Annotated in this window: 22 protein-coding genes and 2 tRNA genes; 12 read left to right on the top strand and 12 right to left on the bottom strand. The window is 66.8% G+C overall.

Annotated elements, in window-relative coordinates:
• Positions 1 to 68 precede the first annotated feature (68 nt).
• From R5H29_RS14195 to R5H29_RS14180, 4 genes are all read left to right on the top strand, one after another.
• Positions 69 to 1,958, top strand: a complete 1,890-nt coding sequence (locus R5H29_RS14195) for an MFS transporter (protein WP_021202135.1) — start codon at positions 69 to 71, stop codon at positions 1,956 to 1,958.
• A 182-nt stretch (positions 1,959 to 2,140) separates the two neighbouring features.
• Positions 2,141 to 2,428, top strand: a complete 288-nt coding sequence (locus tag R5H29_RS14190) for a CD225/dispanin family protein (protein WP_005419784.1) — start codon at positions 2,141 to 2,143, stop codon at positions 2,426 to 2,428.
• Positions 2,429 to 2,462: 34 nt separating this feature from the next.
• A complete protein-coding gene (locus tag R5H29_RS14185) occupies positions 2,463 to 2,741 on the top strand; it encodes a CD225/dispanin family protein (RefSeq protein ID WP_019661492.1) in 279 nt (92 codons plus the stop codon).
• Positions 2,742 to 2,784: 43 nt separating this feature from the next.
• The gene (locus R5H29_RS14180) at positions 2,785 to 3,210 is read left to right on the top strand and encodes a DUF2752 domain-containing protein (RefSeq protein ID WP_332329322.1); all 426 of its coding nucleotides are present in this window, start codon (positions 2,785 to 2,787) and stop codon (positions 3,208 to 3,210) included.
• Between the two features lie 556 nt (positions 3,211 to 3,766).
• On the opposite strand, the gene ampE is transcribed toward R5H29_RS14180, so the two are convergent.
• The 5 genes from ampE to R5H29_RS14155 all read right to left on the bottom strand — a co-directional run bounded on the left by ampE (position 3,767) and on the right by R5H29_RS14155 (position 7,503).
• Complete coding sequence (gene ampE, locus R5H29_RS14175) at positions 3,767 to 4,654, bottom strand: regulatory signaling modulator protein AmpE (RefSeq protein WP_227845010.1); 888 nt, start codon at positions 4,652 to 4,654, stop codon at positions 3,767 to 3,769.
• Between the two features lie 146 nt (positions 4,655 to 4,800).
• Positions 4,801 to 5,706, bottom strand: coding sequence for an NAD(+) diphosphatase (gene nudC, locus R5H29_RS14170; protein WP_332329321.1), 906 nt, complete (start codon positions 5,704 to 5,706; stop codon positions 4,801 to 4,803).
• A 160-nt stretch (positions 5,707 to 5,866) separates the two neighbouring features.
• Complete coding sequence (gene erpA / locus R5H29_RS14165; protein WP_005419789.1) at positions 5,867 to 6,259, bottom strand: iron-sulfur cluster insertion protein ErpA; 393 nt, start codon at positions 6,257 to 6,259, stop codon at positions 5,867 to 5,869.
• A 31-nt stretch (positions 6,260 to 6,290) separates the two neighbouring features.
• Positions 6,291 to 6,755 carry a polymer-forming cytoskeletal protein gene (locus R5H29_RS14160; RefSeq protein ID WP_006398829.1) on the bottom strand — a complete coding sequence of 155 codons (465 nt, stop codon included), beginning with the start codon at positions 6,753 to 6,755 and terminating at the stop codon, positions 6,291 to 6,293.
• Between the two features lie 4 nt (positions 6,756 to 6,759).
• Positions 6,760 to 7,503 (bottom strand): DUF6776 family protein, encoded by a 744-nt coding sequence (locus R5H29_RS14155; RefSeq protein ID WP_332329320.1) that lies wholly within the window; start codon positions 7,501 to 7,503, stop codon positions 6,760 to 6,762.
• 179 nt (positions 7,504 to 7,682) lie between these two features.
• Between R5H29_RS14155 and R5H29_RS14150 the strand changes: the two genes are divergently transcribed.
• The 3 genes from R5H29_RS14150 to R5H29_RS14140 are packed head-to-tail and all read left to right on the top strand — an operon-like array spanning position 7,683 to position 12,464.
• Positions 7,683 to 8,300: a DUF4126 domain-containing protein gene (locus R5H29_RS14150; RefSeq protein ID WP_019661497.1), complete on the top strand. Its 618-nt coding sequence runs from the start codon at positions 7,683 to 7,685 to the stop codon at positions 8,298 to 8,300.
• 44 nt (positions 8,301 to 8,344) lie between these two features.
• Positions 8,345 to 10,231, top strand: coding sequence for an EAL domain-containing protein (locus R5H29_RS14145; protein WP_332329319.1), 1,887 nt, complete (start codon positions 8,345 to 8,347; stop codon positions 10,229 to 10,231).
• A gap of 1 nt (position 10,232) precedes the next feature.
• On the top strand, positions 10,233 to 12,464 hold the full coding sequence (locus tag R5H29_RS14140; RefSeq protein WP_134735177.1) for an ATP-binding protein: 2,232 nt from the start codon (positions 10,233 to 10,235) through the stop codon (positions 12,462 to 12,464).
• A 1-nt stretch (position 12,465) separates the two neighbouring features.
• Here the strand turns inward: R5H29_RS14140 and bfr are convergent, their stop codons facing one another.
• The 3 genes from bfr to R5H29_RS14125 all read right to left on the bottom strand — a co-directional run bounded on the left by bfr (position 12,466) and on the right by R5H29_RS14125 (position 14,016).
• Positions 12,466 to 12,936, bottom strand: a complete 471-nt coding sequence (gene bfr / locus R5H29_RS14135; protein ID WP_005414691.1) for a bacterioferritin — start codon at positions 12,934 to 12,936, stop codon at positions 12,466 to 12,468.
• 141 nt (positions 12,937 to 13,077) lie between these two features.
• Positions 13,078 to 13,287, bottom strand: a complete 210-nt coding sequence (locus R5H29_RS14130; RefSeq protein WP_019661500.1) for a bacterioferritin-associated ferredoxin — start codon at positions 13,285 to 13,287, stop codon at positions 13,078 to 13,080.
• A gap of 108 nt (positions 13,288 to 13,395) precedes the next feature.
• Positions 13,396 to 14,016, bottom strand: coding sequence for an RNA pyrophosphohydrolase (locus R5H29_RS14125; RefSeq protein WP_019661501.1), 621 nt, complete (start codon positions 14,014 to 14,016; stop codon positions 13,396 to 13,398).
• A gap of 121 nt (positions 14,017 to 14,137) precedes the next feature.
• On the opposite strand from R5H29_RS14125, the gene R5H29_RS14120 reads away from it, so the two are divergent.
• Together R5H29_RS14120 and R5H29_RS14115 are read left to right on the top strand one after the other, a co-directional pair.
• A tRNA-Met gene (locus R5H29_RS14120) sits at positions 14,138 to 14,214 on the top strand.
• Between the two features lie 55 nt (positions 14,215 to 14,269).
• A tRNA-Gln gene (locus tag R5H29_RS14115) sits at positions 14,270 to 14,344 on the top strand.
• 282 nt (positions 14,345 to 14,626) lie between these two features.
• Here R5H29_RS14115 and rpsI read toward each other — a convergent pair.
• Positions 14,627 to 15,019: a 30S ribosomal protein S9 gene (gene rpsI / locus R5H29_RS14110; RefSeq protein ID WP_019661502.1), complete on the bottom strand. Its 393-nt coding sequence runs from the start codon at positions 15,017 to 15,019 to the stop codon at positions 14,627 to 14,629.
• Between the two features lie 2 nt (positions 15,020 to 15,021).
• Entirely contained in the window at positions 15,022 to 15,450 is a 429-nt protein-coding gene (gene rplM, locus R5H29_RS14105) for a 50S ribosomal protein L13 (RefSeq protein ID WP_005414692.1), read from the bottom strand.
• A gap of 197 nt (positions 15,451 to 15,647) precedes the next feature.
• On the opposite strand from rplM, the gene coq7 reads away from it, so the two are divergent.
• Entirely contained in the window at positions 15,648 to 16,292 is a 645-nt protein-coding gene (gene coq7, locus R5H29_RS14100) for a 2-polyprenyl-3-methyl-6-methoxy-1,4-benzoquinone monooxygenase (protein WP_019661503.1), read from the top strand.
• An 84-nt stretch (positions 16,293 to 16,376) separates the two neighbouring features.
• On the opposite strand, the gene sugE is transcribed toward coq7, so the two are convergent.
• Both sugE and speD read right to left on the bottom strand, forming a co-directional pair.
• On the bottom strand, positions 16,377 to 16,697 hold the full coding sequence (gene sugE / locus R5H29_RS14095; protein ID WP_005419816.1) for a quaternary ammonium compound efflux SMR transporter SugE: 321 nt from the start codon (positions 16,695 to 16,697) through the stop codon (positions 16,377 to 16,379).
• A 167-nt stretch (positions 16,698 to 16,864) separates the two neighbouring features.
• On the bottom strand, positions 16,865 to 17,659 hold the full coding sequence (gene speD, locus R5H29_RS14090; RefSeq protein WP_019661504.1) for an adenosylmethionine decarboxylase: 795 nt from the start codon (positions 17,657 to 17,659) through the stop codon (positions 16,865 to 16,867).
• A 149-nt stretch (positions 17,660 to 17,808) separates the two neighbouring features.
• Here speD and crp point away from each other — a divergent pair, with 149 nt between their 5' ends.
• Complete coding sequence (crp, locus tag R5H29_RS14085; protein WP_010482649.1) at positions 17,809 to 18,498, top strand: cAMP-activated global transcriptional regulator CRP; 690 nt, start codon at positions 17,809 to 17,811, stop codon at positions 18,496 to 18,498.
• 62 nt (positions 18,499 to 18,560) lie between these two features.
• Positions 18,561 to 19,322: a sulfite exporter TauE/SafE family protein gene (locus R5H29_RS14080; RefSeq protein ID WP_019661505.1), complete on the top strand. Its 762-nt coding sequence runs from the start codon at positions 18,561 to 18,563 to the stop codon at positions 19,320 to 19,322.
• Positions 19,323 to 19,505 lie beyond the last annotated feature (183 nt).

Here is a 19,505-nt window from a genome sequence, read left to right as displayed (position 1 = left end):
CGCACCCACAGGTCCGTACCCACAGCAGATGGGCAGGAATGCTAGGCTGCGCCGGTCAAGGAGGCTCCATGTCCGGTCACAACCAGTTCGCCCTGCTGCGCCAGCGCCGTTTCCTGCCGTTCTTCGTGGTCCAGGCACTCGGCGCGTTCAACGACAACGTGTACCGGCAGGCGATCATCAGCATGTTGCTGTTCATGGCCGTGCCGGAGGAGGAGCTGGGGCTGTACGCCACGCTGGCACCGGCCATCTTCATTCTGCCCTACTTCCTGTTCTCGGCACTGGCCGGGCAGATCGCCGACAAACTGGAAAAATCGCGGCTGATCGTGATTACCACCACCATGGAGATCGTGATCATGTCGCTGGCGGCCGCCGGCTTCCTCACCCAGAGCCTGCCGGTGTTGCTGGTCGCCCTGTTCTGCACCGGCATGCAATCGACCCTGTTCGGCCCGGTGAAGTATTCGGTGCTGCCGTCGGTGCTCAGGCCCGAGGAACTGACCGGGGGCAACGGCCTGGTCGAGATGGGGACCTCGATGTCGATCCTGTCCGGCATGATCGTCGGCGGCCTGGTGTTCACCGTGGCCGGCAGCCACGGCACCGTGGTGGCGGCCTGCGCGATCATCGCGCTGGCGATCTGCGGCAACATCGCCGCGCGCCTGATTCCCAAAGTCGATGCCGGCGACCCGAACCTGAAGATCAACTGGAACCCGCTGCCGGAATCACTGGCGGTGCTGCGCATGGCGCGCCAGCAGAAAGCCGTGCGCAATTCGATCCTGGGCGTGTCCTGGTTCTGGTTCGTCGGCACCGTGCTGACCTCGCAGCTACCGGCCTATGCGGTGACCAACCTGGGCGGTGAGCCAACCCTGTACATCTTTGCGCTGGCCCTGTTCTCGGTTGGCACCGGCATCGGCTCGCTGCTGTGCGAGAAGCTGTCGGCGCGCACGGTGGAAATCGGCCTGGTGCCGCTGGGCGCGTTCGGCATGACCGCGTTCCTGCTCGACCTGTACTTCGCCCGCAGCGGCGAGGCGACCGTGCAGGGGCTGGCCATCGGGCCGTTCCTGCAGCAGCCGGGCAGCAGCCGCATCGTCATCGACCTGGTCGGCATCGGCCTGTTCACCGGCATCTTCGTGGTGCCGCTGTTCGCGCTGATCCAGAGCCGCACGCCGAAGGCGCAGATGTCGCGCGTGTTCGCGGCGCTGAACATCCAGAATTCCGGCTTCATCGTCGCTGCGGCCCTGCTGTCGCTGGCCGCGCACACGCTGCTGCACTGGACCATCCCGCAGCAGTTCCTGGCGCTGGCCATCGCCAACGCGCTGGTGGCGATCTACATCTTCACCATCGTCCCCGAATTCCTGATGCGCTTCCTCAGCTGGCTGATGGTGCGCACGCTGTACCGGCTGCGCCCGCACGGCATCGAGGCCAACGTGCCCGACGAAGGCGCCGCGCTGCTGGTCTGCAACCATGTCAGCTACATGGACGCGCTGATCCTGTCGGCGACGATTCCACGCCCGGTGCGCTTCGTCATGTACTACCGGATCTTCAACATCCCGGTGATGCGCTGGATCTTCCGCACCGCCAAGGCGATCCCGATCGCCGGCGCGCGCGAAGACCCGGCGCTGATGCAGCGCGCGTTCGACGAGATTGACGCCGCGTTGGCCGAAGGTGAGCTGGTCTGCATCTTCCCGGAAGGTGCGCTGACCAGGGATGGTGCGATGGCCCCGTTCAAGTCAGGCGTTGAGAAGATCCTCCAACGGCGGCCGGTGCCGGTGGTGCCGATGGCCCTGCGCGGCATGTGGTCGAGCATGTGGAGCCGGCGCGACAGCCGCCTGGGCCGCATGCGGGTGCCGCGCCGTTTCCGTGCCACCGTCGAAGTGGTCGCGGCGCCGGCCGTGGATGGCCACAGCACCAGCGCCCCGGTGCTGGAGGCCCAGGTGCGGGCACTGCGCGGCGATCACGCCTGACGGAACCGGCCCGCCAGGCGGGCCCGGCGACCTCCCCCACATACGTCACCGTCCAGTGGCGTACGCGACATGTCGTGACTGTAAACGCATACATGCAACGTCGGTTGCGGTAGATTACGCACCCACAGGGGGGAGGTCCGGCCGAAACATCACGGCTGGCCACCAAGGAATGGAGTCTTGCTTTGAATCAACCACCACCGCTCAGCCGTCCGGTCTACATCCCCAACCATCTGGTCTGGGCGATCCTGACGACGCTGTTCTGCTGCCTCCCGTTGGGCGTGGTGTCGATCGTGTACGCCTCCCAGGTCGATGGCCGCCGCGCGGCCGGCGACCTGCCGGGGGCCTACAGTGCGTCGCGCAAGGCGGGCTGGTGGGCGGTGGCTTCGGCCGTGGCCCTGCCGGTCCTGTTGCTGTTGTGGTTCGGGCTGTTCGGCGGCTTGGCCGTGCTGGGCGCTCTTTCCGACCAATGATCTACCACCACCACCCATCAAGGAGCTTGAACCCATGAATACCGCCACTCCGCAGGTCCCGAACAACCTGGTCTGGGCCATCCTGACCACCCTGTTCTGCTGCCTGCCGGCCGGCATCGTGTCGATCGTCTATGCCGCCCAGGTCAACGGCAAGCTGGCCGCTGGCGACATTGCCGGCGCCCAGGACTCCGCCGCCAAGGCCAAGAAGTGGGCCATCTGGTCGGCCATCGCCTGGGCCGTCGTGGTCGTGCTGTACGTGCTGTTCTTCGTTGTGCTCGGCGGCATGGGCGCGATGAGCAACAGCGGCTACTGATACGCCTGGACGGATCCGGCGCCTGCGCCGGATCCGTTGTTGCATGTCCGCGCTTCCTGCTCGTTCCCGGTTCGCCCGCTGGGCGCCGCTGCTGGTTTCCGCCGGCCTGGCCGCGGGCGCCACGGTGGTCCTGCGCAACGTCAATCCGTATGTCGCCGGCAATCCCTTGCCGAGCTGCCCGCTCTACGCCCTGACCGGCCTGTACTGCCCGGGCTGTGGCAGCACGCGCTGCCTGTATTCCCTGGTCCACTTCGACCTGCCCGGCGCGATGGCGATGAACCCGCTGCTGGTCATCAGCCTGCCGTTCCTGTTGCTGATGCTGCTGAACATCGCCGGCATCCGCCCACGCCTGCTCGACCCGCTCATGCGGGTGCTGGCCAATCCCACGTTCTGGCTCTGGGTACTGCCCGGGTATGCGCTGCTGCGTAACCTGCCGTGGGCACCGTTTACCGCGCTGGCGCCGATCTAGGTTTCCAGCCAACGGCGCAGCCCCTCGTGGTGGGCGGCGTTCGTCGATCATGGGGTTGGCCGGGCGGGATGGGTCTGCGGGGGACGCCGCGAATCCGTCCGTGGAGGCTTGGCCGCGGCTTGCTCGCGTGCGCTGTCCTGCGCACACGGCAAGACCGGGGTTGGGCCTCCTGCCCAACCCGCCCGAGGCATGCCTCGGACCCATGCCGCGGACACCCCCTCAAACCCATCCCGCCCGGCCACGGACAGTTTCCGTGCGCGTCCGCCACGGAAAGAAAGAGAAGATCAAAAGCGGATAGCTTCGCTGCGCTCGCTCGGAGCCGAGCATGGCTCGGCTCTACAGAACGTCAGTACACGGAAAACTGTCGAAGGCGGGGTGGGTCGGATGGCGGGGGTGTGAGCCGCATGGATGCGGCGACCAAGCCTCCATGGACGGATTCACGGCGTCCCCCGCCATCCGACCCACCCCGCCAACCCGCAGCAATCCTGCCGTTGCTGTTGCTGTTGCTGTTGCTGTCGCCTCTGCAGGTGCAGGGCTGCAAGCCCTGCCAGAACACCTACGTCACCCAGCCTGCAATCACCAGCAACGCGAGGATCGCCAGCCACAGCAGCAGCATCCGCCACACCAGGCTCATCGCATCACGCAGGTCCGGCAGCCGCTGCCACACCGGCAACAGCCCGGCCTCGGTGTAATCGTGCGCATCTTCGCGCAGCTCGGCGTTGACGCTGGCCCGCGCCACCGCGCCCAGGAACCCGATGGTGCCGGCCAGCCGCTCGCCATGCGCCTGGCGCCACGCCTTCCACGCCGTATCGAAGTTGCCCACCAGCGCCATCGAAAACGCCATCAGCTGCGCCACCGGCCACTCGATCCAGCCCAGCAGGCGCTGCGCCAGCGCCAGCGGCTCCACCGGCACGCGGGCACGCATCGGGCTTTCCGCCATCAGCGCCAGCAGCCGGTACCCCAGCGCACCGGCCGGGCCCAGCAGCAGGAACCAGAACAGCACCGCGAACCAGCGCCGCAGCGCGTTGAGCACGGTGGCCTCGACCAGCGACGGCACGTCTTCGCGCAGGCTGCCACCGGCCGCCTGCAGGTTGCGCACGGCGGCCTGACGCGTTGCGGCGTCGTCCGCATCGATGATCGCTTCGATATCACGATCCAGATCACGCGGCCCCCAGCACCAGGCCAGCACCGCCACGCCCAGCATCAGCGACGGCAGCCCGAACAGCACCCCGCGCAGCAGCCATGCCAGCAGCGCCATCAGCAGCAGCGGCGGCAGCAGTGCCAATGCAACACCGGCCGGTGCCTGCCACGCCTTTCCGCCATGCGCGTCCAGCCAGCCCAGCCAGCGCCGGAAGCCGTCGAAACGGCGCAGCGAGGCGGCAGCGGCCGGGGCAACATGGCCCAGGGCCAGTGCCACCAGCACGGCGGCCAGAGTGGTGAACATGGCAGGTCTCCCTACGAAACGGAACGCTCGGCGCCGTTACCTTACCTGTCGCAGCGGCGCCCCTCAGCGGTGAACCGGACTGTAACCCGGGCCGTGTTCAGGTGGCGGCAATACAGCAGCCACAACCGGCCCGGCCGCAGCCCGGTTCAGCCCTGCTGCTCGCGGTACCAGTGTTCGATCAGGCCGCGCGAAATCGAGATCGGCGGCGACAGGCGGATGCCCTGGCCATCGTCGTCCGCATCGCGTGCCAATGCTGCGCCAACCTCATCGGCAGTGAACCAGCGCGCGTCTTCCAGTTCGCCATCCACAGTCGGCAGGTCATCCTGCGCCTGTGCACGGAAACCGATCATCAGCGCGCCGGGGAACGGCCACGGCTGCGAACCGAGGTACTGGCAGGCGGTCACCCGCACCTTGCTCTCCTCGTGCACTTCACGCACCACGGTCTGCTCGAACGTCTCGCCGGGTTCGACGAAGCCGGCCAGCACCGAGTAACGACGCGGGGCCCAGTTCGACTGCCGGCCCAGCAGCAGCCGGCCCTGGTTCTCCACGGCGACGATCACGGCGGGATCGACACGCGGGTAGTGCTCGGTGGAACACTGCGCGCAACGGCCGACGAAGCCGCCTCGGGCAAACGCCACGGCGCCGCCGCACACACCGCAGAAGCGGGTGCGCGAGTGCCAGTAGGACATGCCGCGGGCATAGCTGAAGGCGGTCGCATCGGCCATCGACCACAGCAGCGCGGCCTGGCGCAGGTCGAGGCGACGTGGTGCGGTGACGGTGACGCTGGCGGCTTCAACCGAGAACCACGCTTGTTCCCCGCGCAGGCCGAGGAAGATCGCGGAGCCGGCCCCCCCCCCGATGTCGGCGCCGATCAGCGCCAGCGGCTGGTCGTCATCGCCGGTGAAGGCGCTGCCGTCCTGATCGAGCACGAGAATGCGCGCGCCCGGCCACAGGCGCGCCAGTGCATCGGCATCGTCGCGCAGGGCATCGGCGCGCTCCAGCGGTTCGCCAACGAAGGCGAAACCGGAAAGCGGCGAAGAAGTATTGGGCATCCGGCAAGCGTGCCGCCAATCGATGCGGGTGGCAAGGTCGGCGCTGTGCGCAATCTGCTGTTGTGGGCTGGAGGGCACAGAGCATCCACGCATGGCGTGGATCTACGGATCCGCTCTGGTGGGTGCCAACCGTGGTTGGCACATCCTGGCCACAGGGCTCTTACATGCTGAAACTGCTGCCGCAGCCGCAGGTGGTCTTTGCGTTCGGGTTGCGGATCACGAACTGGGCACCGGTCAGGCTCTCGGTGTAGTCCACCTCGGCGCCCATCAGGTACTGCAGGCTCAACGGGTCGACCAGCAGGGTCACCCCGCTGGTCTGTACCGCCAGGTCATCCTCGGCACGGTTCTCGTCGAACTCGAACCCGTACTGGAAGCCCGAACAGCCGCCGCCCTCGATGTAAACACGCAGGGCCAGGTCGGGGTTGCCCTCTTCCTGGATCAGGGACTTGACCTTGGCGGCCGCCGACTCGGTGAAGTTCAGCGGGCGCTCCAGCGATTGGTAATCGGGCGCGGCAACCGGAGTGGCGCCGGGCAGGGAGACTAGCGTGCTCATGATGCCAGCATGGGGGTGCCGGGGATGGCTTTCAAGCCATCGCCTCGGCCAGCTTGCGGCGTGCAGCAGTGTCGCCCTTGCCGCCATTGGCCTCATCGCCTTCCGGCGCCGGCAGGGCCGCCATCGGGGCGCTGGCATGGATCAGGCGGCCGTTCAGCTGGGCGCCCGCATTCATCTCCACCACCTGGTAATGGACGTTGCCATTGACCCGTGCGCTCGGGGTCAACTCGACCTTCTCGGTGGCGTGTACATCGCCGTCCAGGCGGCCGCTGATGACCACCACCTGGGCGCGGATCTCGCCCTCGATCACGCCGTGCTCGGCAACCGTCAGGGTCGCGCCACTGGCGCCTTCGGCGGCGATCACCTTGCCATGGATGCGGCCTTCCACGTACAGGCCACCACTGAATTCCACATCACCGCGGATCACCACCTGGTTGCCGATCAGGGCATCCACCACCAGCTGGCCTTCACGGTTGGATTTGCTGCTTCCGAACATCTGCCTACTCCCCTTTGGCGGCCGGCGCACCGGCCTGTTTCCAGTCGAATACCTGGGTGGTACCCCCCGTACCACTCCCCAATGTCACCCGCACGCGTTGCGGGGTGAAGTCAGCCGGCAGCATCACGCTGCCGGTGAGCTGCTGGAAGTACCGGAACGAGTAATCCTGTCCCGGTACCTTGCTGCGCTGGTGCAGATCATCCCAGCTGATCGTGGCCAGCTTGCCGTTCCTGACGCCTTCCACGGTGAAGCGCATCTGCCCCTGGCTGATGGCGCCGCGGTTGAGGTTCTGGGTCAGCACGGCGGTGTATTGCCACGTGCCGGCCGCTTCCGGGCTGAACTCGATCGAATGGGTGTTCAGGCCCTTGCGCTGGCTGGTCGAACCCACCAGGCGCTCATAGAAGGCAATGTCGGCACGCAGGCCGGCGATTTCCTCATCGCGCTCGGCCAGCGAGGACTGCACCTCGGTGTTGGCAGCGCGGCTGATGCGGTCGGAGGCTTCCAGCGTGGCCTGCTTCTGGCGCAGTTCGGTCAGCTGCGCCTGCAGCGTCTCGGCACGCTTCTCGGCGGCCTGCAGGCGCTGGCCCTGGGCATCGCGCGGGGTGGCCATCCAGCAGCCACCGAGCACGGCCAGCACCAGGCTGAGCAGCCAGATGCCGCCGATCACCAGCAGGCGGCGACGGTCGGCAGGCGGTTGCGGCGCGCCGGGCAGGCGGACCTGCACGCGCATGGGAGGACGGTTGGTCATGGGTGGTTTACGGGGTATCGCAAGGGCGACACCGGTACGGCCCCTGTGGCAAACGACGGGCTAGTGTATGACAGGACGGGTGGGTTTCCTGCGCAGCAGCGAGCCACGGTCTGTGGCGTTCAGGCATGCCATCGTCGATAGTGTGGTCCCCTGCACAGTTCCGTCGCCGGAGCATCGCCATGACCGAAGCCCACCTGTTCGTGATCGGCATCCTGCTGGCCTGGCTGGCCGGCATCCGCGTCTACCTCACCGTGTTCGGTGTCGGCCTGGCCGGCCTGCTCGGCTGGGTCGACCTGCCACCGGCCCTGCAGGCTACTGAATCGTGGTGGGTGCTGGGCACTTCGGCGGCGCTGGCGGTGACCGAATTCTTCGCCGACAAGATTCCCGGCGTGGACTCGGCGTGGGACCTGGTGCAGACCCTGGCACGTGTACCCGCAGGTGCCTTCCTTGCCGCAGCCACGCTGTCGCCGGATGGGCAGCTGGGTACCGGCGCACTTGCTGCCGGTGCCGGTGTCGCGCTGGCCAGCCATGGCCTGAAAGCCGGCACCCGTGCCCTGCTCAATACCTCGCCCGAGCCTGCCAGCAACTGGGTGGCCTCCGCCGCCGAGGACACCGTGGTGGTCGGGGGCCTGGCCCTGGCCCTGGCACACCCGTGGATCGCGCTGATCGTGGTGCTGGCCTGCAGCCTGGCGGGCGCGCTGCTGGTGTGGCTGGTCTGGCGCACCTTGTGGAAGGGCGTGCGCTGGCTGGCACGCAGTGCGTCGCCGGACGGTCCGCGCCAGCCGGGTACCGGTTGAACCTCGGGCTTGTCGCATAATGGACGCGAACACCAGGAGCACCGATGGCCGCAAACGAATCCCCCGCGGGCGCCCGCCCGGGACGCGCTGAATCCCCTCCGGCCGATCATTGGCAACGCTGGGCCGCGGAGCCGGCGAGCGCGGTCGCCGCAGTACCCGCAGTGGTTCCGCCGCTGGCCAGCTGCGACATGCCCGCATCGATCGGCAGCGCGCCACCGCCTCTGCCGGGCCCGGCCTTCCTGGCCGAGGCTGGCAACAACGACCAGGCGCCGTTGGCCTCCGATTCGCCCTACCGCGTGCTGATCGTCGAGGACGACCGCGCCCAGGCCCTGTTCGCGCAGAGCGTGCTGCACGGCGCCGGCATGCAGGCAATCGTGCACAGCGACGCCGACGGCGCGCTGCAGGCGATCAAGGAACACCGTCCCGACCTGATCCTGATGGATCTGCACCTGCCCGGACTGGATGGCATGCGGCTGACCGCACTGATCCGCCAGCAGCCCGGCCTGCAGCTGCTGCCGATCGTGTTCCTCAGCGGCGATCCGGATCCAGAGCGCCAGTTCGAAGTGCTCGACAGCGGCGCCGACGATTACCTGAGCAAGCCGATCCGCCCGCGCCACCTGATCGCCGCCGTGGCCAACCGCATCCGCCGCGCACGTGCGCAGGCCGCGACCCTGCCCGGTGCCAGCGGCGTACCGGCCACCAGCAATCCGGAAACCGGCCTGCCGACGCGCCATCACGTACTGCAGCAGCTCAACACCGCACTCGCCCACCGCGACCGGGGCGGTGTGTTCTTCATCGAAGTGGCCAGCGCGCTGGGGCTGCGCGAACGCTATGGTTATGCCGCCTTCGAGCGCCTGATGGTACAGGCCGGGCAGCGCCTGGCCGAGGCCGGCCATCCACACCTGCTGGCACGCCTGAACGACAACAGTTTCCTGCTGCTAGCCCGCAACGCCGACGAAGATGCCCTGGAAGGCATCGCCGCTTCCCTGCGCGAGCAGCTGTCGGCGCGTGCCTTCGTGATCCGCGACGACGAATCGGTGCACCTGCGCGGCGTGGTGGGTTATGCGCCGCTGTCGCCGGGCTTCGACGATGCCAACGCTGCACTGGAAGCGATCGAGCGCACCACCCTGCAGGCACGCCTGCTCAGCGCCGGTGTGGCGGGCCATGTGCACCGCCAGGCCGTCACCGAACAGGAGCACCTGGCACTGCTGGAAGGCCAGCTGGAGCTGGCCTATCAACCGATCGTCGCCGTCGCCGGTGGCAACACCGCGCAGTACCAGCTGCTGCTGCGCCTGCGCCAGGCCGATGGCACGGTGCTGGCGGCCGGCCAGGTTATTCCGGCCGCCGAAGCGGCAGGCCGTATCGCCGACCTCGACCAGCAGGTGATGGACCACGCGCTGGGCCTGCTGGATCTCTACCGGCACGCCACGCCGCCGCTGAACCTGTTCGTCTCGCAGTCGCTGCGCACCCTGCAGCGCGACGCCTTCGCCGACTGGCTGCTGGAATCGCTGCAGCAGCGTGACCTGCCGGGCAGTGCGCTGGTGATCGACGTGCGCCTGCCCGACGCACTGATCCACACCGTGCCGCTGCAACAGTTCTGCCAGCGCATGGCCGGCCCCGGGGTGCGCTTCTGTCTGAGCCAGTTCGAGCCCAGCGGCGAAGCCGACGCCCTGCTGACCCAGCTGCCGCTGTCGTTCGTGCGCATGGCCGCGCGCTTCTCCAGCAGCCATGCCAACCCGGCCACGCGCGAGGAACTGCGCAAGGCGATCGAACAGGCACATGCGGCCGGGCTGCAGATCATCGGGCAGCAGATCGAGGACCCACAGGCCGCCGCGGCGATGTGGGTCGGCGGCGTCGATTACATCCAGGGCAACATGGTGCAGTCGGCCGGCAGCGACCTGAACTTCGACTTCCACAACGCGGTGCTCTGACGTGCCGCTGTGGGGCGTGCTGCTGGTTGCCCTTGCCGCGGCCGCCGTGGCGCTGCTGTTGGGCCTGCGCCTGCGCGCACGCAGCCGTGCACTGGCCCGGCTGCAACGCGCACACGATGCGCTCGCCGTCGAACGCGACCAGCTGCGCCGTACCACCGAACGCCAGGGCCAGCTGGAACAGCAGCTGCTGCAGGCCAAGCAGGCCGCCGAAGCAGCGGTGCTGGCCAAGGGCGAGTTCCTGGCCACCATGAGCCACGAGATCCGCACCCCGCTCAACGGCATCCTGCCGATGCTGGAGCTGATCGCGCACGGGCCGCTGGGCGAGGACCAGCGGCAGATGCTGGCCACCGCTTCGGCCAGTTCACAGCAGCTGCTGCGCATCGTCGATGACATCCTCGACTACTCACGGCTGGAAGCACAGGCGCTGGAACTGGAAATCACCAGCTTCAACCTGCGCGATCTGCTGGATGGCGTGGTGCAGCTGATGCAGCGCGCCGCCGACGCCAAGGGCCTGTCCCTGACCCTGCAGCTTGACCCGTCGGTGCGCCTGCCGGTGCGCGGCGACCCGGTACGCCTGCGCCAGGTGCTGAGCAATCTTCTGGCCAATGCCATCAAGTTCACCGCGCGCGGCCAGGTACAGCTGCGCGTGCAGCGGCTGGGCGAAGGCGCGGCCCAGCACCAGCTGCGCTTCGAGATCATCGACACCGGCATCGGCATCGATGAGGCACTGCAGGCACGCCTGTTCCAGTCCTTCAGCCAGGCCGATGCCTCGACCACGCGCATCTACGGCGGCACCGGCCTGGGCCTGGCCATCTGCAGGCGCATCATCGACCTGATGCACGGGCAGATCGGCGTGCAGTCCACGCCCGGCCAGGGTGCTACGTTCTGGTTCGAGATTCCGCTGCTGAAGGTGCCCGGCGACCTGCCGGCGATGGCCCGCGCGCCGACAGCGCTGCTGCTGTTCAGTGCCGATGCAATGCTGCAGAAACGCATCGAGCGCATCGCCGCCCACCATGGGCTGCAGGTGCAGATGCTGAGCCAGCTGGACGCCGTGGTCGAACAGCTGCGCACCGCGCCGCAACCCGGGCAACCGGCACCGGCGTGGCTGCTGGTCGATGCACGCGCGCGGCGCAGCGGCGAGGCGATGCTGCAGCAGGCACTGGCCGAGCGCGGTGACGACGACGCACTGCAGGTGCTCTGGCTGCAGGATGACGCACCAGCGCAACGACCGCGCCAGCGCCAGCTGCCCACGCACTTCGACGATGCCGCACTGCATGCACTCCTGGCCGCACCTGTCACGCCTGCCCGTCCTGCCGCCCTGCTTTCCAGTGCCGGAGATGGGGTACCCGCGCCGGTGCTGCCGCCACTGCACCTGCGCGTGCTGCTGGTGGAAGACAATACGGTCAACCGGATGGTGGCCGAGCAGCTGCTGCGCGTATTCCAGTGCGAGGTGCGCAACGCCGTCGATGGCGAGCAGGCATTGGCCGCTCTTCGCGAAGGCGGCGTGGACATCGTGCTGATGGATTGCCAGATGCCGGTGCTGGACGGCTACGCCGCCACGCGCCACTGGCGTGCGGAAGAAGCGGAAATCGGGCGAGCGCGCCTGCCGATCATCGCGATGACCGCCAATGCCATGGCCGGCGACCGCGAGCGCTGCCTGCAGGCTGGCATGGACGATTACCTGTCCAAGCCGATCGCCCGCGCCACGCTGCATGCGCTGTTGAAGCGCTGGGGTGGCGGTAAAGCCGCATCACCTGCACGGCCTTCTGCAGAGCCGAGCATGGCTCGGCTGACGGCCAACAGCAGTGGGGCTCCATCAGCCGAGCATGGCTCGGCTCTGCAGGACGATGACAGCCGAGTGGGCTCCAAGCCACAACCGGTACTCGACCGCGATGTGCTGGACGAACTGCACGCGGTGATCGGCGACGCCGCCATCCAGATCGTGTCGGTCTTTCTTGACGATGCGCCAGCGATGGTGCAGCAGCTGCAGCAGGCCGCGCAGAGCGGCGACGAGCCCCGCCTGCAGGCGGTCGCGCACAGCCTGAAATCGTCGAGTGCGAACGTGGGAGCCCTGTCGCTGTCGGCGGTCGCGCAGCGCATCGAACGCGAGGCCCGTGGTGGCAGCCTGCAGCGCCCCGCGGTGGCGGTCGCGCTGCTGGTTGCCGAATTCGCCCGGGCACGTGTGGCGCTGACGGGCTACCTGGCGCAGCATCGTGCCGGCCAGGACAGCTGACTCACTCTTCCAGCTTGCTCAGCAGGTACTTGGGCTCGCCGATGCGCTCGATCAGGTCGAGCTGGGTTTCCAGCCAGTCGATGTGTTCTTCTTCCGAATCGAGAATCTTCACGAACAGCTGGCGGCTGACATAGTCGCCGACCGAATCGGCATAGGCGACGGCCTCGCGCAGGGTGACCACGCCGTCGCGCTCCAGCGACAGGTCGCACTGCAGGATCTCGGTCGGGTTCTCGCCGATGCGCAGCTTGCCCAGCGCCTGGAAGTTCGGCAGGCCTTCGAGGAACAGGATGCGGTCGGCGAGCATGTCGGCATGCTTCATCTCGTCGATCGATTCCTTGTACTCGTGCTCGGCCAGTTCCTTGATGCCCCAGTTCTTCAGCATCTTGGCGTGCAGGAAGTACTGGTTGATCGCGGTCAACTCGTTGTAGAGGACCTTGTTGAGGAATTCGATGACCTTGGTGTCGCCCTTCATGGGATGCTCCTGCACGCTGAAAACGCAGGCACTTTAACGCCTTGTCTGCGGCCGTGAAGGAACGCGAATCGTGCGCATTGGCCTGTGCGGCCGCGCGTGAAGGATGCGAAAGCGCGGCGTCAATGCGCCGCGAAGAAACGATCAGGCAACCTGGGCCAGGCCCAATACCGGCAGCGGCAGATCGTGGGTCGCACGCGCCTTGGCCAAGAGGTCCGCGGCCATGTCCAGGCAGGAACCGCAGGTCGCACCACAGCCGGTCCGCATGGTCAGTTCGGCCACCGTGCTGACACCATGGCTGGCGGCTTCGCGGATCTGGTGGTCGGTGACTCCGTTGCAGATGCAGACGTACACAGGCGGGAACCGGGCTGACAGGCCAGGAGCGGCCTGATGGCTATTCCAATGGAAACGAGAATGGTTGTCAATCAGAGACCTGAACCATTCTCGATACCGTTCAGCCCGTCAGCTGGCTGGGCCATCACCCGTGGCCTTCTTCGGCCAGTAGCCGCGCGTCCGCGGGCGCTTGCGCGGGCGGTCGTGGCCGGCCGTGTGGCCGGGCATCCAAGCCTCGGCGGCGCTCTTGGGCATGGCGGTTACGCCCTGTCCGGCGACCCCGCGCGCCAAAGGCGCGAGATGACGCAGTGCGCGCGCATAGACGCCGCGCTTGAACACCACCACATGCTCCACCGGGTACCAGAAATCGACCCAGCGCCAATGATCGAACTCGGGCGAGTCAGTGTGGTCCAGCTTCACATGGGATTCGTCGCCGGTCAGGCGCAGCAGGAACCAGACCTGCTTCTGGCCGATGCAGACCTGCCGCTCGTTGCGGCGGATGGCCCGCGCCGGCAGCTTGTAGCGCAGCCAACCGGGCGTGGCCCCGAGCACTTCCACATGCTCAGGCAGCAGGCCGGTTTCTTCCTGCAGTTCACGATACATGGCCTCGACGGGCGTCTCATCGGTGTTCATGCCCCCTTGCGGGAACTGCCAACCATCCCGACGCACGCGTCGTGCCCAGAACACCTGGCCGTCCTGCCGCATCAGCACAATGCCGACGTTCGGTCGATAGCCGTCCGGATCGATCACGATGCGGACTCCTAAGAAAATCTACTGCCCGGGACTATCCCACGCCCTCTGTCGGCCCACAAGCACGGCACAAAAGTGTTGACAGGGACGGTACACATCCGCAGAATAGCGGGCTCACCAAGGCTATGTAGCTCAGCCGGTTAGAGCACAGCACTCATAATGCTGGGGTCGGTGGTTCGAGTCCACCCATAGCCACCACACTGAAAATGAAGTTGTTTTTCAGCGTGATAAGTGAGAAAATCGTTGTACGTTTTGCCCCGTCGCCAAGCGGTAAGGCACCTGACTCTGACTCAGGCATTCGGTGGTTCGAATCCATCCGGGGCAGCCAAATTAAAAGCAAAAGGCCAGATCGAAAGATCTGGCCTTTTGCTTTTAATTTGGTCACGCATTCCACCTTATCCCCGCGCCTGTCGGCGCACCCTCTTGAACAACAAGGGGGCTCTTCTCCAGAGAGAGGCCCGGGGTCGGACATGCAAAAAGACGGGTAGTGCCGGCCGCTGGCCGGCAACCACGAAATGCCTGACTCCAAAACGACAAAAGCCCGGCCGAAGCCGGGCTTTTGCTTTTCCATCCAGCGGGCCCCCGAAGGAGCCCAACCAGGCGCAGCAGATCAGCGCTTGGAGAACTGGGTGGCGCGGCGGGCCTTGTGCAGACCGACCTTCTTACGCTCGACTTCGCGGGCGTCGCGGGTCATGAAGCCAGCCTTGCGCAGCTCGGACTTCAGGCTTTCGTCGTACTCGACCAGCGCACGAGCGATACCCAGACGGATCGCACCGGCCTGGCCGGTGGTGCCGCCGCCAGCGGCGGTGACCAGGATGTCGAAGCTTTCGGTGTTCTTGGTCAGCTCGAGCGGCTGGCGCACGATCATGCGCGCGGTCTCACGACCGAAGAACTCGTCCAGCGGACGACCATTGACGGTGATGTTGCCCGAACCCTTGCGCAGGAACACGCGAGCGGTGGAGGACTTGCGGCGGCCAGTGCCGTAGTTTTGAGTGATAGCCATGATTAGATATCCAGAACCTGCGGCTGCTGTGCGGCGTGCGGATGCTCAGTGCCGGCGTAGACCTTGAGCTTGCGGTACATCTGGCGACCCAGCGGGCCCTTCGGCAGCATGCCCTTGACGGCGATCTCGATCACGCGCTCCGGGTGGCGCTCCAGCGCCTGGGCCAGGGACTCGGTCTTCAGGTTGCCGATGTAACCGGTGAAACGGTGATACATCTTGTCCTGCAGCTTCTTGCCGGTGACGGCAATCTTTTCTGCATTGATGACGACCAGGTAGTCGCCGGTATCAACGTGCGGGGTGTAGACCGGCTTGTGCTTGCCACGCAGACGGCGGGCCAGCTCGGTGGCGAGACGGCCCAGGGTCTTGCCCTCGGCGTCGACGAGGTACCAGTCGCGCTGGACGGTCTCGTTCTTGGCAGTGAAAGTGCTCATGAAGAACTCTAGGTTAGGTCGGGCTCATTGCGGCGAAAGGCTCGCCGGAACTCTGCCACGCGTTGTGAAAAGGTGAAGCGCAAGAGGCGGGATTGTACTGGCCTTGCCAGCCACTTGCAAGTGGACCGTCAGGCCGGGTTGGCACGGACGCAGGGCCGGGCGAGAATCGGGGGACTTCCGCCCCACCGCGTACTGCCATGACCGTGCTCCGCCAGACCACCCCGCTGGACCACCTGCTGACCGAGGCGCAGCGCGCCCTGGATACGGTGTTCGGCAACCCACCGGCGGCCCGCCCCTACCCGGCTGCGGAGACCGACGAGCCCGGCATGGGCAGCGCCGAGCGCCGCCATGCAGCCGGCCTGATGCGGATCAACCACGTCGGCGAAGTCTGTGCGCAGGGCCTGTATTTCGGCCAGGCCGCCGTGGCCCGCGACCCGGCCACGCGTGAACACCTGCTGGAAGCGGCCCAGGAAGAGACCGACCATCTGGCCTGGTGTGCCACCCGGCTGGCCGAACTGGACAGCCGTCCCAGCCTGTTCAACCCGCTGTGGTACGCCGGCAGCTATACCATCGGTACGCTGGCCGGGCTGCGCGGTGACGGCTGGAACCTCGGCTTCGTGGTCGAGACCGAGCGCCAGGTGGAGGCCCACCTGGACGAGCATCTGGTCGACCTGCCGCCCGGCGACCTGCGCAGCCGCGCGGTCATCCAGGTGATGAAGGAGGACGAGGCCCGCCATGCCGAGCACGCCGAGCAGGCCGGCGCACGCCGCCTTCCGTTCCCGATTCCGGGCGCGATGGCACTGGCCTCCAGGGTGATGAAGACCATCGCCTACCGCATTTGAAGGGTCGCCCGCACCAACGGTGCGGGCCTACCAGGAGGTGCGGGGGGGCCGACGGTGGGGCCCGACCGTTGGTCGGGCCATCAATCAGTTGGGCGAGACCAGCTTCAGGCCGATCACGCCGGCTACGATCAGGCCCACGCAGGCCAGGCGGGCCGGCGACGCACTGTCGTTGAACAGATAGATGCCCAGCACCGCCACGCCCATGGCACCGATGCCGGTCCAGATCGCATAGGCCGTGCCGACCGGGATGCTCTTCATCGCCTGGCTCATCAGGTACAGGCTGATCAGGGCGGACACCACCGTGGCAACGGTGGGCAGGGGTTTGCTGAAGCCTTCGGAGTACTTCATTCCGAGGGCGAAACCGATCTCGAACAGGCCGGCCAGCAGCAGGTAGATCCAGGGCATGGGTGGGGGCTCCTTACCTTTTGGGGAAAAAACGAAACGGCCCGGTGTTTTCACACCGGGCCGTGGGTCGGTACATCACCATGGAGCCAATCGCGCGTGCGACGCCAGTTCCACGGGGCGGGTCGTCCCGCCTGGGTGGCGATGCCTGCGGGCATCGCACATGGGGCTTACTCGGACAGGTTCCGGCCGTGGAACAACTCTTCGATCTCGCGCTTGAGCAGCGCCTCGATCTTCATGCGCTCCTTGAACGACAGGTTCCTGGCCTTTTCCTCGAACAGGTACTGGTCCAGGTCGAAGTCCTTCAGGTGCATCTTCGTGTGGAAGATGTTTTCCTGGTAGACGTTGACGTCGAACATCTCGTAACGCGACTTGATGTTCTTGGCCAGGAAGTTCTGGATCGAGTTGATCTTGTGGTCGATGAAGTGCTTCTTGCCCTTCACATCACGGGTGAAGCCACGGACGCGGTAGTCCATGATCACGATGTCCGATTCCAGGCTCTCGATCAGGTAGTTCAGGGCCTTCAGCGGGGAAATGACGCCACAGGTGGCCACGTCGATGTCCGCGCGGAACGTCGCGATACCTTCCTGCGGATGGGTCTCCGGGTAGGTATGGACCGTGATGTGGCTCTTGTCCATGTGCGCGACCACGGCGTCGGAGATCAGCTCCTTGCCGGCCAGCTTCTTGTCGATCACCGGTTCTTCGGAGATCAGGATGGTCACCGAGGCACCCTGCGGGTCGTAGTCCTGGCGGGCCACGTTCAGGATGTTGGCGCCGATGATCTCGGCGACATCGGTCAAGATCTGAGTCAGCCTGTCGGCGTTGTACTCTTCATCGATGTATTCAATGTAACGCTGACGCTCCTCTTCGGTGCGCGCGTAACACACGTCATAGATGTTGAAGCTCAGCGCCTTGGTGAGGTTGTTGAAACCCTGCAGCCTCAGGCGAGGCAACGGCTTGACCACGGCGGTCGATTCCTGTGTAAGAAGGGAAAGGGGGAATTATGGGGCAAACTGCCCCCGGGGGGAACGTGAAGAGCGCTCACATCTGGCACACTGTTTGCCCTTAACAATTGCGCTGGTTAAGCTCCGCTATCGACCCCGTGAATCCGTTCATGCGCAGAGGGAGCGCTCCTATCGTGTCAACCGTGCGCCTAGCTAGCAGTCCACTGGCCCTGGATATCGCCACAATCGATCGTTTCCTGGCGCACAGCCACAGGCGGCGATACCCCACCCGTACCGACGTCTTCCGGCCCGGGGACCCGGCGGGAACCCTGTATTACGTCATCAGCGGCTCGGTTTCGATCATGGCCGAGGAAGATGACGATCGCGAGCTGGTGCTGGGCTACTTTGGTGCCGGCGAATTCGTCGGCGAGATGGGCCTGTTCGTCGAATCGGACCGCCGCGAGGTGATCCTGCGGACCCGCACCGCCTGCGAGCTGGCTGAAATCAGCTACGAGCGCCTGCATCAGCTGTTCCTCGGCCCGCTGTCGGCCGATGCCCCGCGCCTGCTGTATGCGCTGGGCCAGCAGATTTCCAAGCGCCTGCTCGACACCAGCCGCAAGGCCAGCCGCCTGGCGTTCCTGGACGTGACCGACCGGATCGTGCGCACCCTGCACGACCTGGCGCAGGAACCGGAGGCGATGAGCCATCCGCAAGGCAGCCAGCTGCGTGTATCGCGGCAGGAGCTGGCGCGCCTGGTCGGCTGCTCGCGCGAGATGGCCGGCCGCGTGCTGAAGAAACTGCAGACCGACGGCCTGCTGCATGCCCGCGGCAAGACCGTGGTGCTGTACGGCACCCGTTGACCGTTGAGCACCCGGTGGGTGCGGACCTTGGTCCGCACTCCCTGGCGCGCTAGGCTCGGTGCATGGAGCTGAGCAGCGAATTCTGGTGGTTCATCCTCATCGGCCTGGGCGCACAGCTGGTCGACGGCGCGCTGGGCATGGCGTTCGGCCTGGTGTCCTCGTCGGTGATGCTGAGCATGGGCCTGCCGCCGGCGCAGGTCAGCGCCAGCATCCACACCGCTGAAGTGTTCACCACGGGCGCCTCGGGGGTGTCGCACCTCGCAGCCGGAAATGTCGATAAGCGCCTGTTCCTGCGCCTGGCCCTGCCCGGCGCAGTGGGCGGCGCCCTGGGCGCGTACGTGCTCACGCAGCTCCCAGGCGAGATCATCCGGCCACTGATCTACCTGTACCTGCTGGTGCTGGCGATCATCATCCTGGCCCGCGCCGCTGGGCGCTGGATGCCCAAGGGCGAGATCCGCCGGGTGCCGGTGCTGGGCTTCTTCGCCGGCCTGCTCGACGCCAGCGGCGGCGGTGGCTGGGGGCCCATCGCCACGTCCACCCTGCTCGCCCGCGGCGGCCAGGCGCGCACCACCATCGGAACAGTCAACGCAGCCGAGTTCGTGGTCACGTTGACGGTGTCAGCGACCTTCCTGTTGTCGATGGGCGTGCAGCACCTGCAGATCGTCGCCGGCCTGCTGATCGGCGGCATGATGGCCGCGCCGGTGGCGGCGATCCTGGTCAAGCGGGTGAAGGAGCGCTGGGTGCTGGTGGCCGTGGGCGTGCTGGTGCTGGGCATCAGCCTGTTCCAGATCGGCCACGCGGTTTACGGGCATCTGGGCCGCTGAGCGCTTGCCGGGCATGGCCCGGCGCTACCCGCGCCTTTTCCGGTAGCGCCGGGCCAAGCCCGGCGGCTCAGTCACCGTGAGATGGGGTCAGAGCCCCGTCGGGGCTATGACCCGTTGGTCAGGCCTTGGGGCCCCCCCGGTCCACCCCCCCCCCGTTGTGGCTGGGGGTGGCGGCGGGCCGCA

The sequence above is a fragment of the Stenotrophomonas sp. A3_2 genome (genome assembly GCF_036624925.1).
Taxonomy (GTDB): Bacteria; Pseudomonadota; Gammaproteobacteria; order Xanthomonadales; family Xanthomonadaceae; genus Stenotrophomonas; species Stenotrophomonas hibiscicola.
Note: the sequence above shows the minus strand (reverse complement) of the source record. Positions and strands in the feature narration are given on the sequence as shown.

Bases quoted from the DNA above. Each gene is read 5' to 3' on its own strand.
- R5H29_RS14195 (WP_021202135.1), top strand. From the start codon at position 69: ATGTCCGGTCACAACCAGTTCGCCCTGCTGCGCCAGCGCCGTTTCCTG.
- R5H29_RS14185 (WP_019661492.1), top strand. From the start codon at position 2,463: ATGAATACCGCCACTCCGCAGGTCCCGAACAACCTGGTCTGGGCCATC.
- R5H29_RS14180 (WP_332329322.1), top strand. From the start codon at position 2,785: ATGTCCGCGCTTCCTGCTCGTTCCCGGTTCGCCCGCTGGGCGCCGCTG.
- ampE (WP_227845010.1), bottom strand. From the start codon at position 4,654: ATGTTCACCACTCTGGCCGCCGTGCTGGTGGCACTGGCCCTGGGCCAT.
- nudC (WP_332329321.1), bottom strand. From the start codon at position 5,706: ATGCCCAATACTTCTTCGCCGCTTTCCGGTTTCGCCTTCGTTGGCGAA.
- erpA (WP_005419789.1), bottom strand. From the start codon at position 6,259: ATGAGCACGCTAGTCTCCCTGCCCGGCGCCACTCCGGTTGCCGCGCCC.
- R5H29_RS14160 (WP_006398829.1), bottom strand. From the start codon at position 6,755: ATGTTCGGAAGCAGCAAATCCAACCGTGAAGGCCAGCTGGTGGTGGAT.
- R5H29_RS14155 (WP_332329320.1), bottom strand. From the start codon at position 7,503: ATGACCAACCGTCCTCCCATGCGCGTGCAGGTCCGCCTGCCCGGCGCG.
- R5H29_RS14150 (WP_019661497.1), top strand. From the start codon at position 7,683: ATGACCGAAGCCCACCTGTTCGTGATCGGCATCCTGCTGGCCTGGCTG.
- R5H29_RS14145 (WP_332329319.1), top strand. From the start codon at position 8,345: ATGGCCGCAAACGAATCCCCCGCGGGCGCCCGCCCGGGACGCGCTGAA.
- bfr (WP_005414691.1), bottom strand. From the start codon at position 12,936: ATGAAGGGCGACACCAAGGTCATCGAATTCCTCAACAAGGTCCTCTAC.
- rpsI (WP_019661502.1), bottom strand. From the start codon at position 15,019: ATGGCTATCACTCAAAACTACGGCACTGGCCGCCGCAAGTCCTCCACC.
- rplM (WP_005414692.1), bottom strand. From the start codon at position 15,450: ATGAGCACTTTCACTGCCAAGAACGAGACCGTCCAGCGCGACTGGTAC.
- coq7 (WP_019661503.1), top strand. From the start codon at position 15,648: ATGACCGTGCTCCGCCAGACCACCCCGCTGGACCACCTGCTGACCGAG.
- sugE (WP_005419816.1), bottom strand. From the start codon at position 16,697: ATGCCCTGGATCTACCTGCTGCTGGCCGGCCTGTTCGAGATCGGTTTC.
- crp (WP_010482649.1), top strand. From the start codon at position 17,809: ATGCGCAGAGGGAGCGCTCCTATCGTGTCAACCGTGCGCCTAGCTAGC.
- R5H29_RS14080 (WP_019661505.1), top strand. From the start codon at position 18,561: ATGGAGCTGAGCAGCGAATTCTGGTGGTTCATCCTCATCGGCCTGGGC.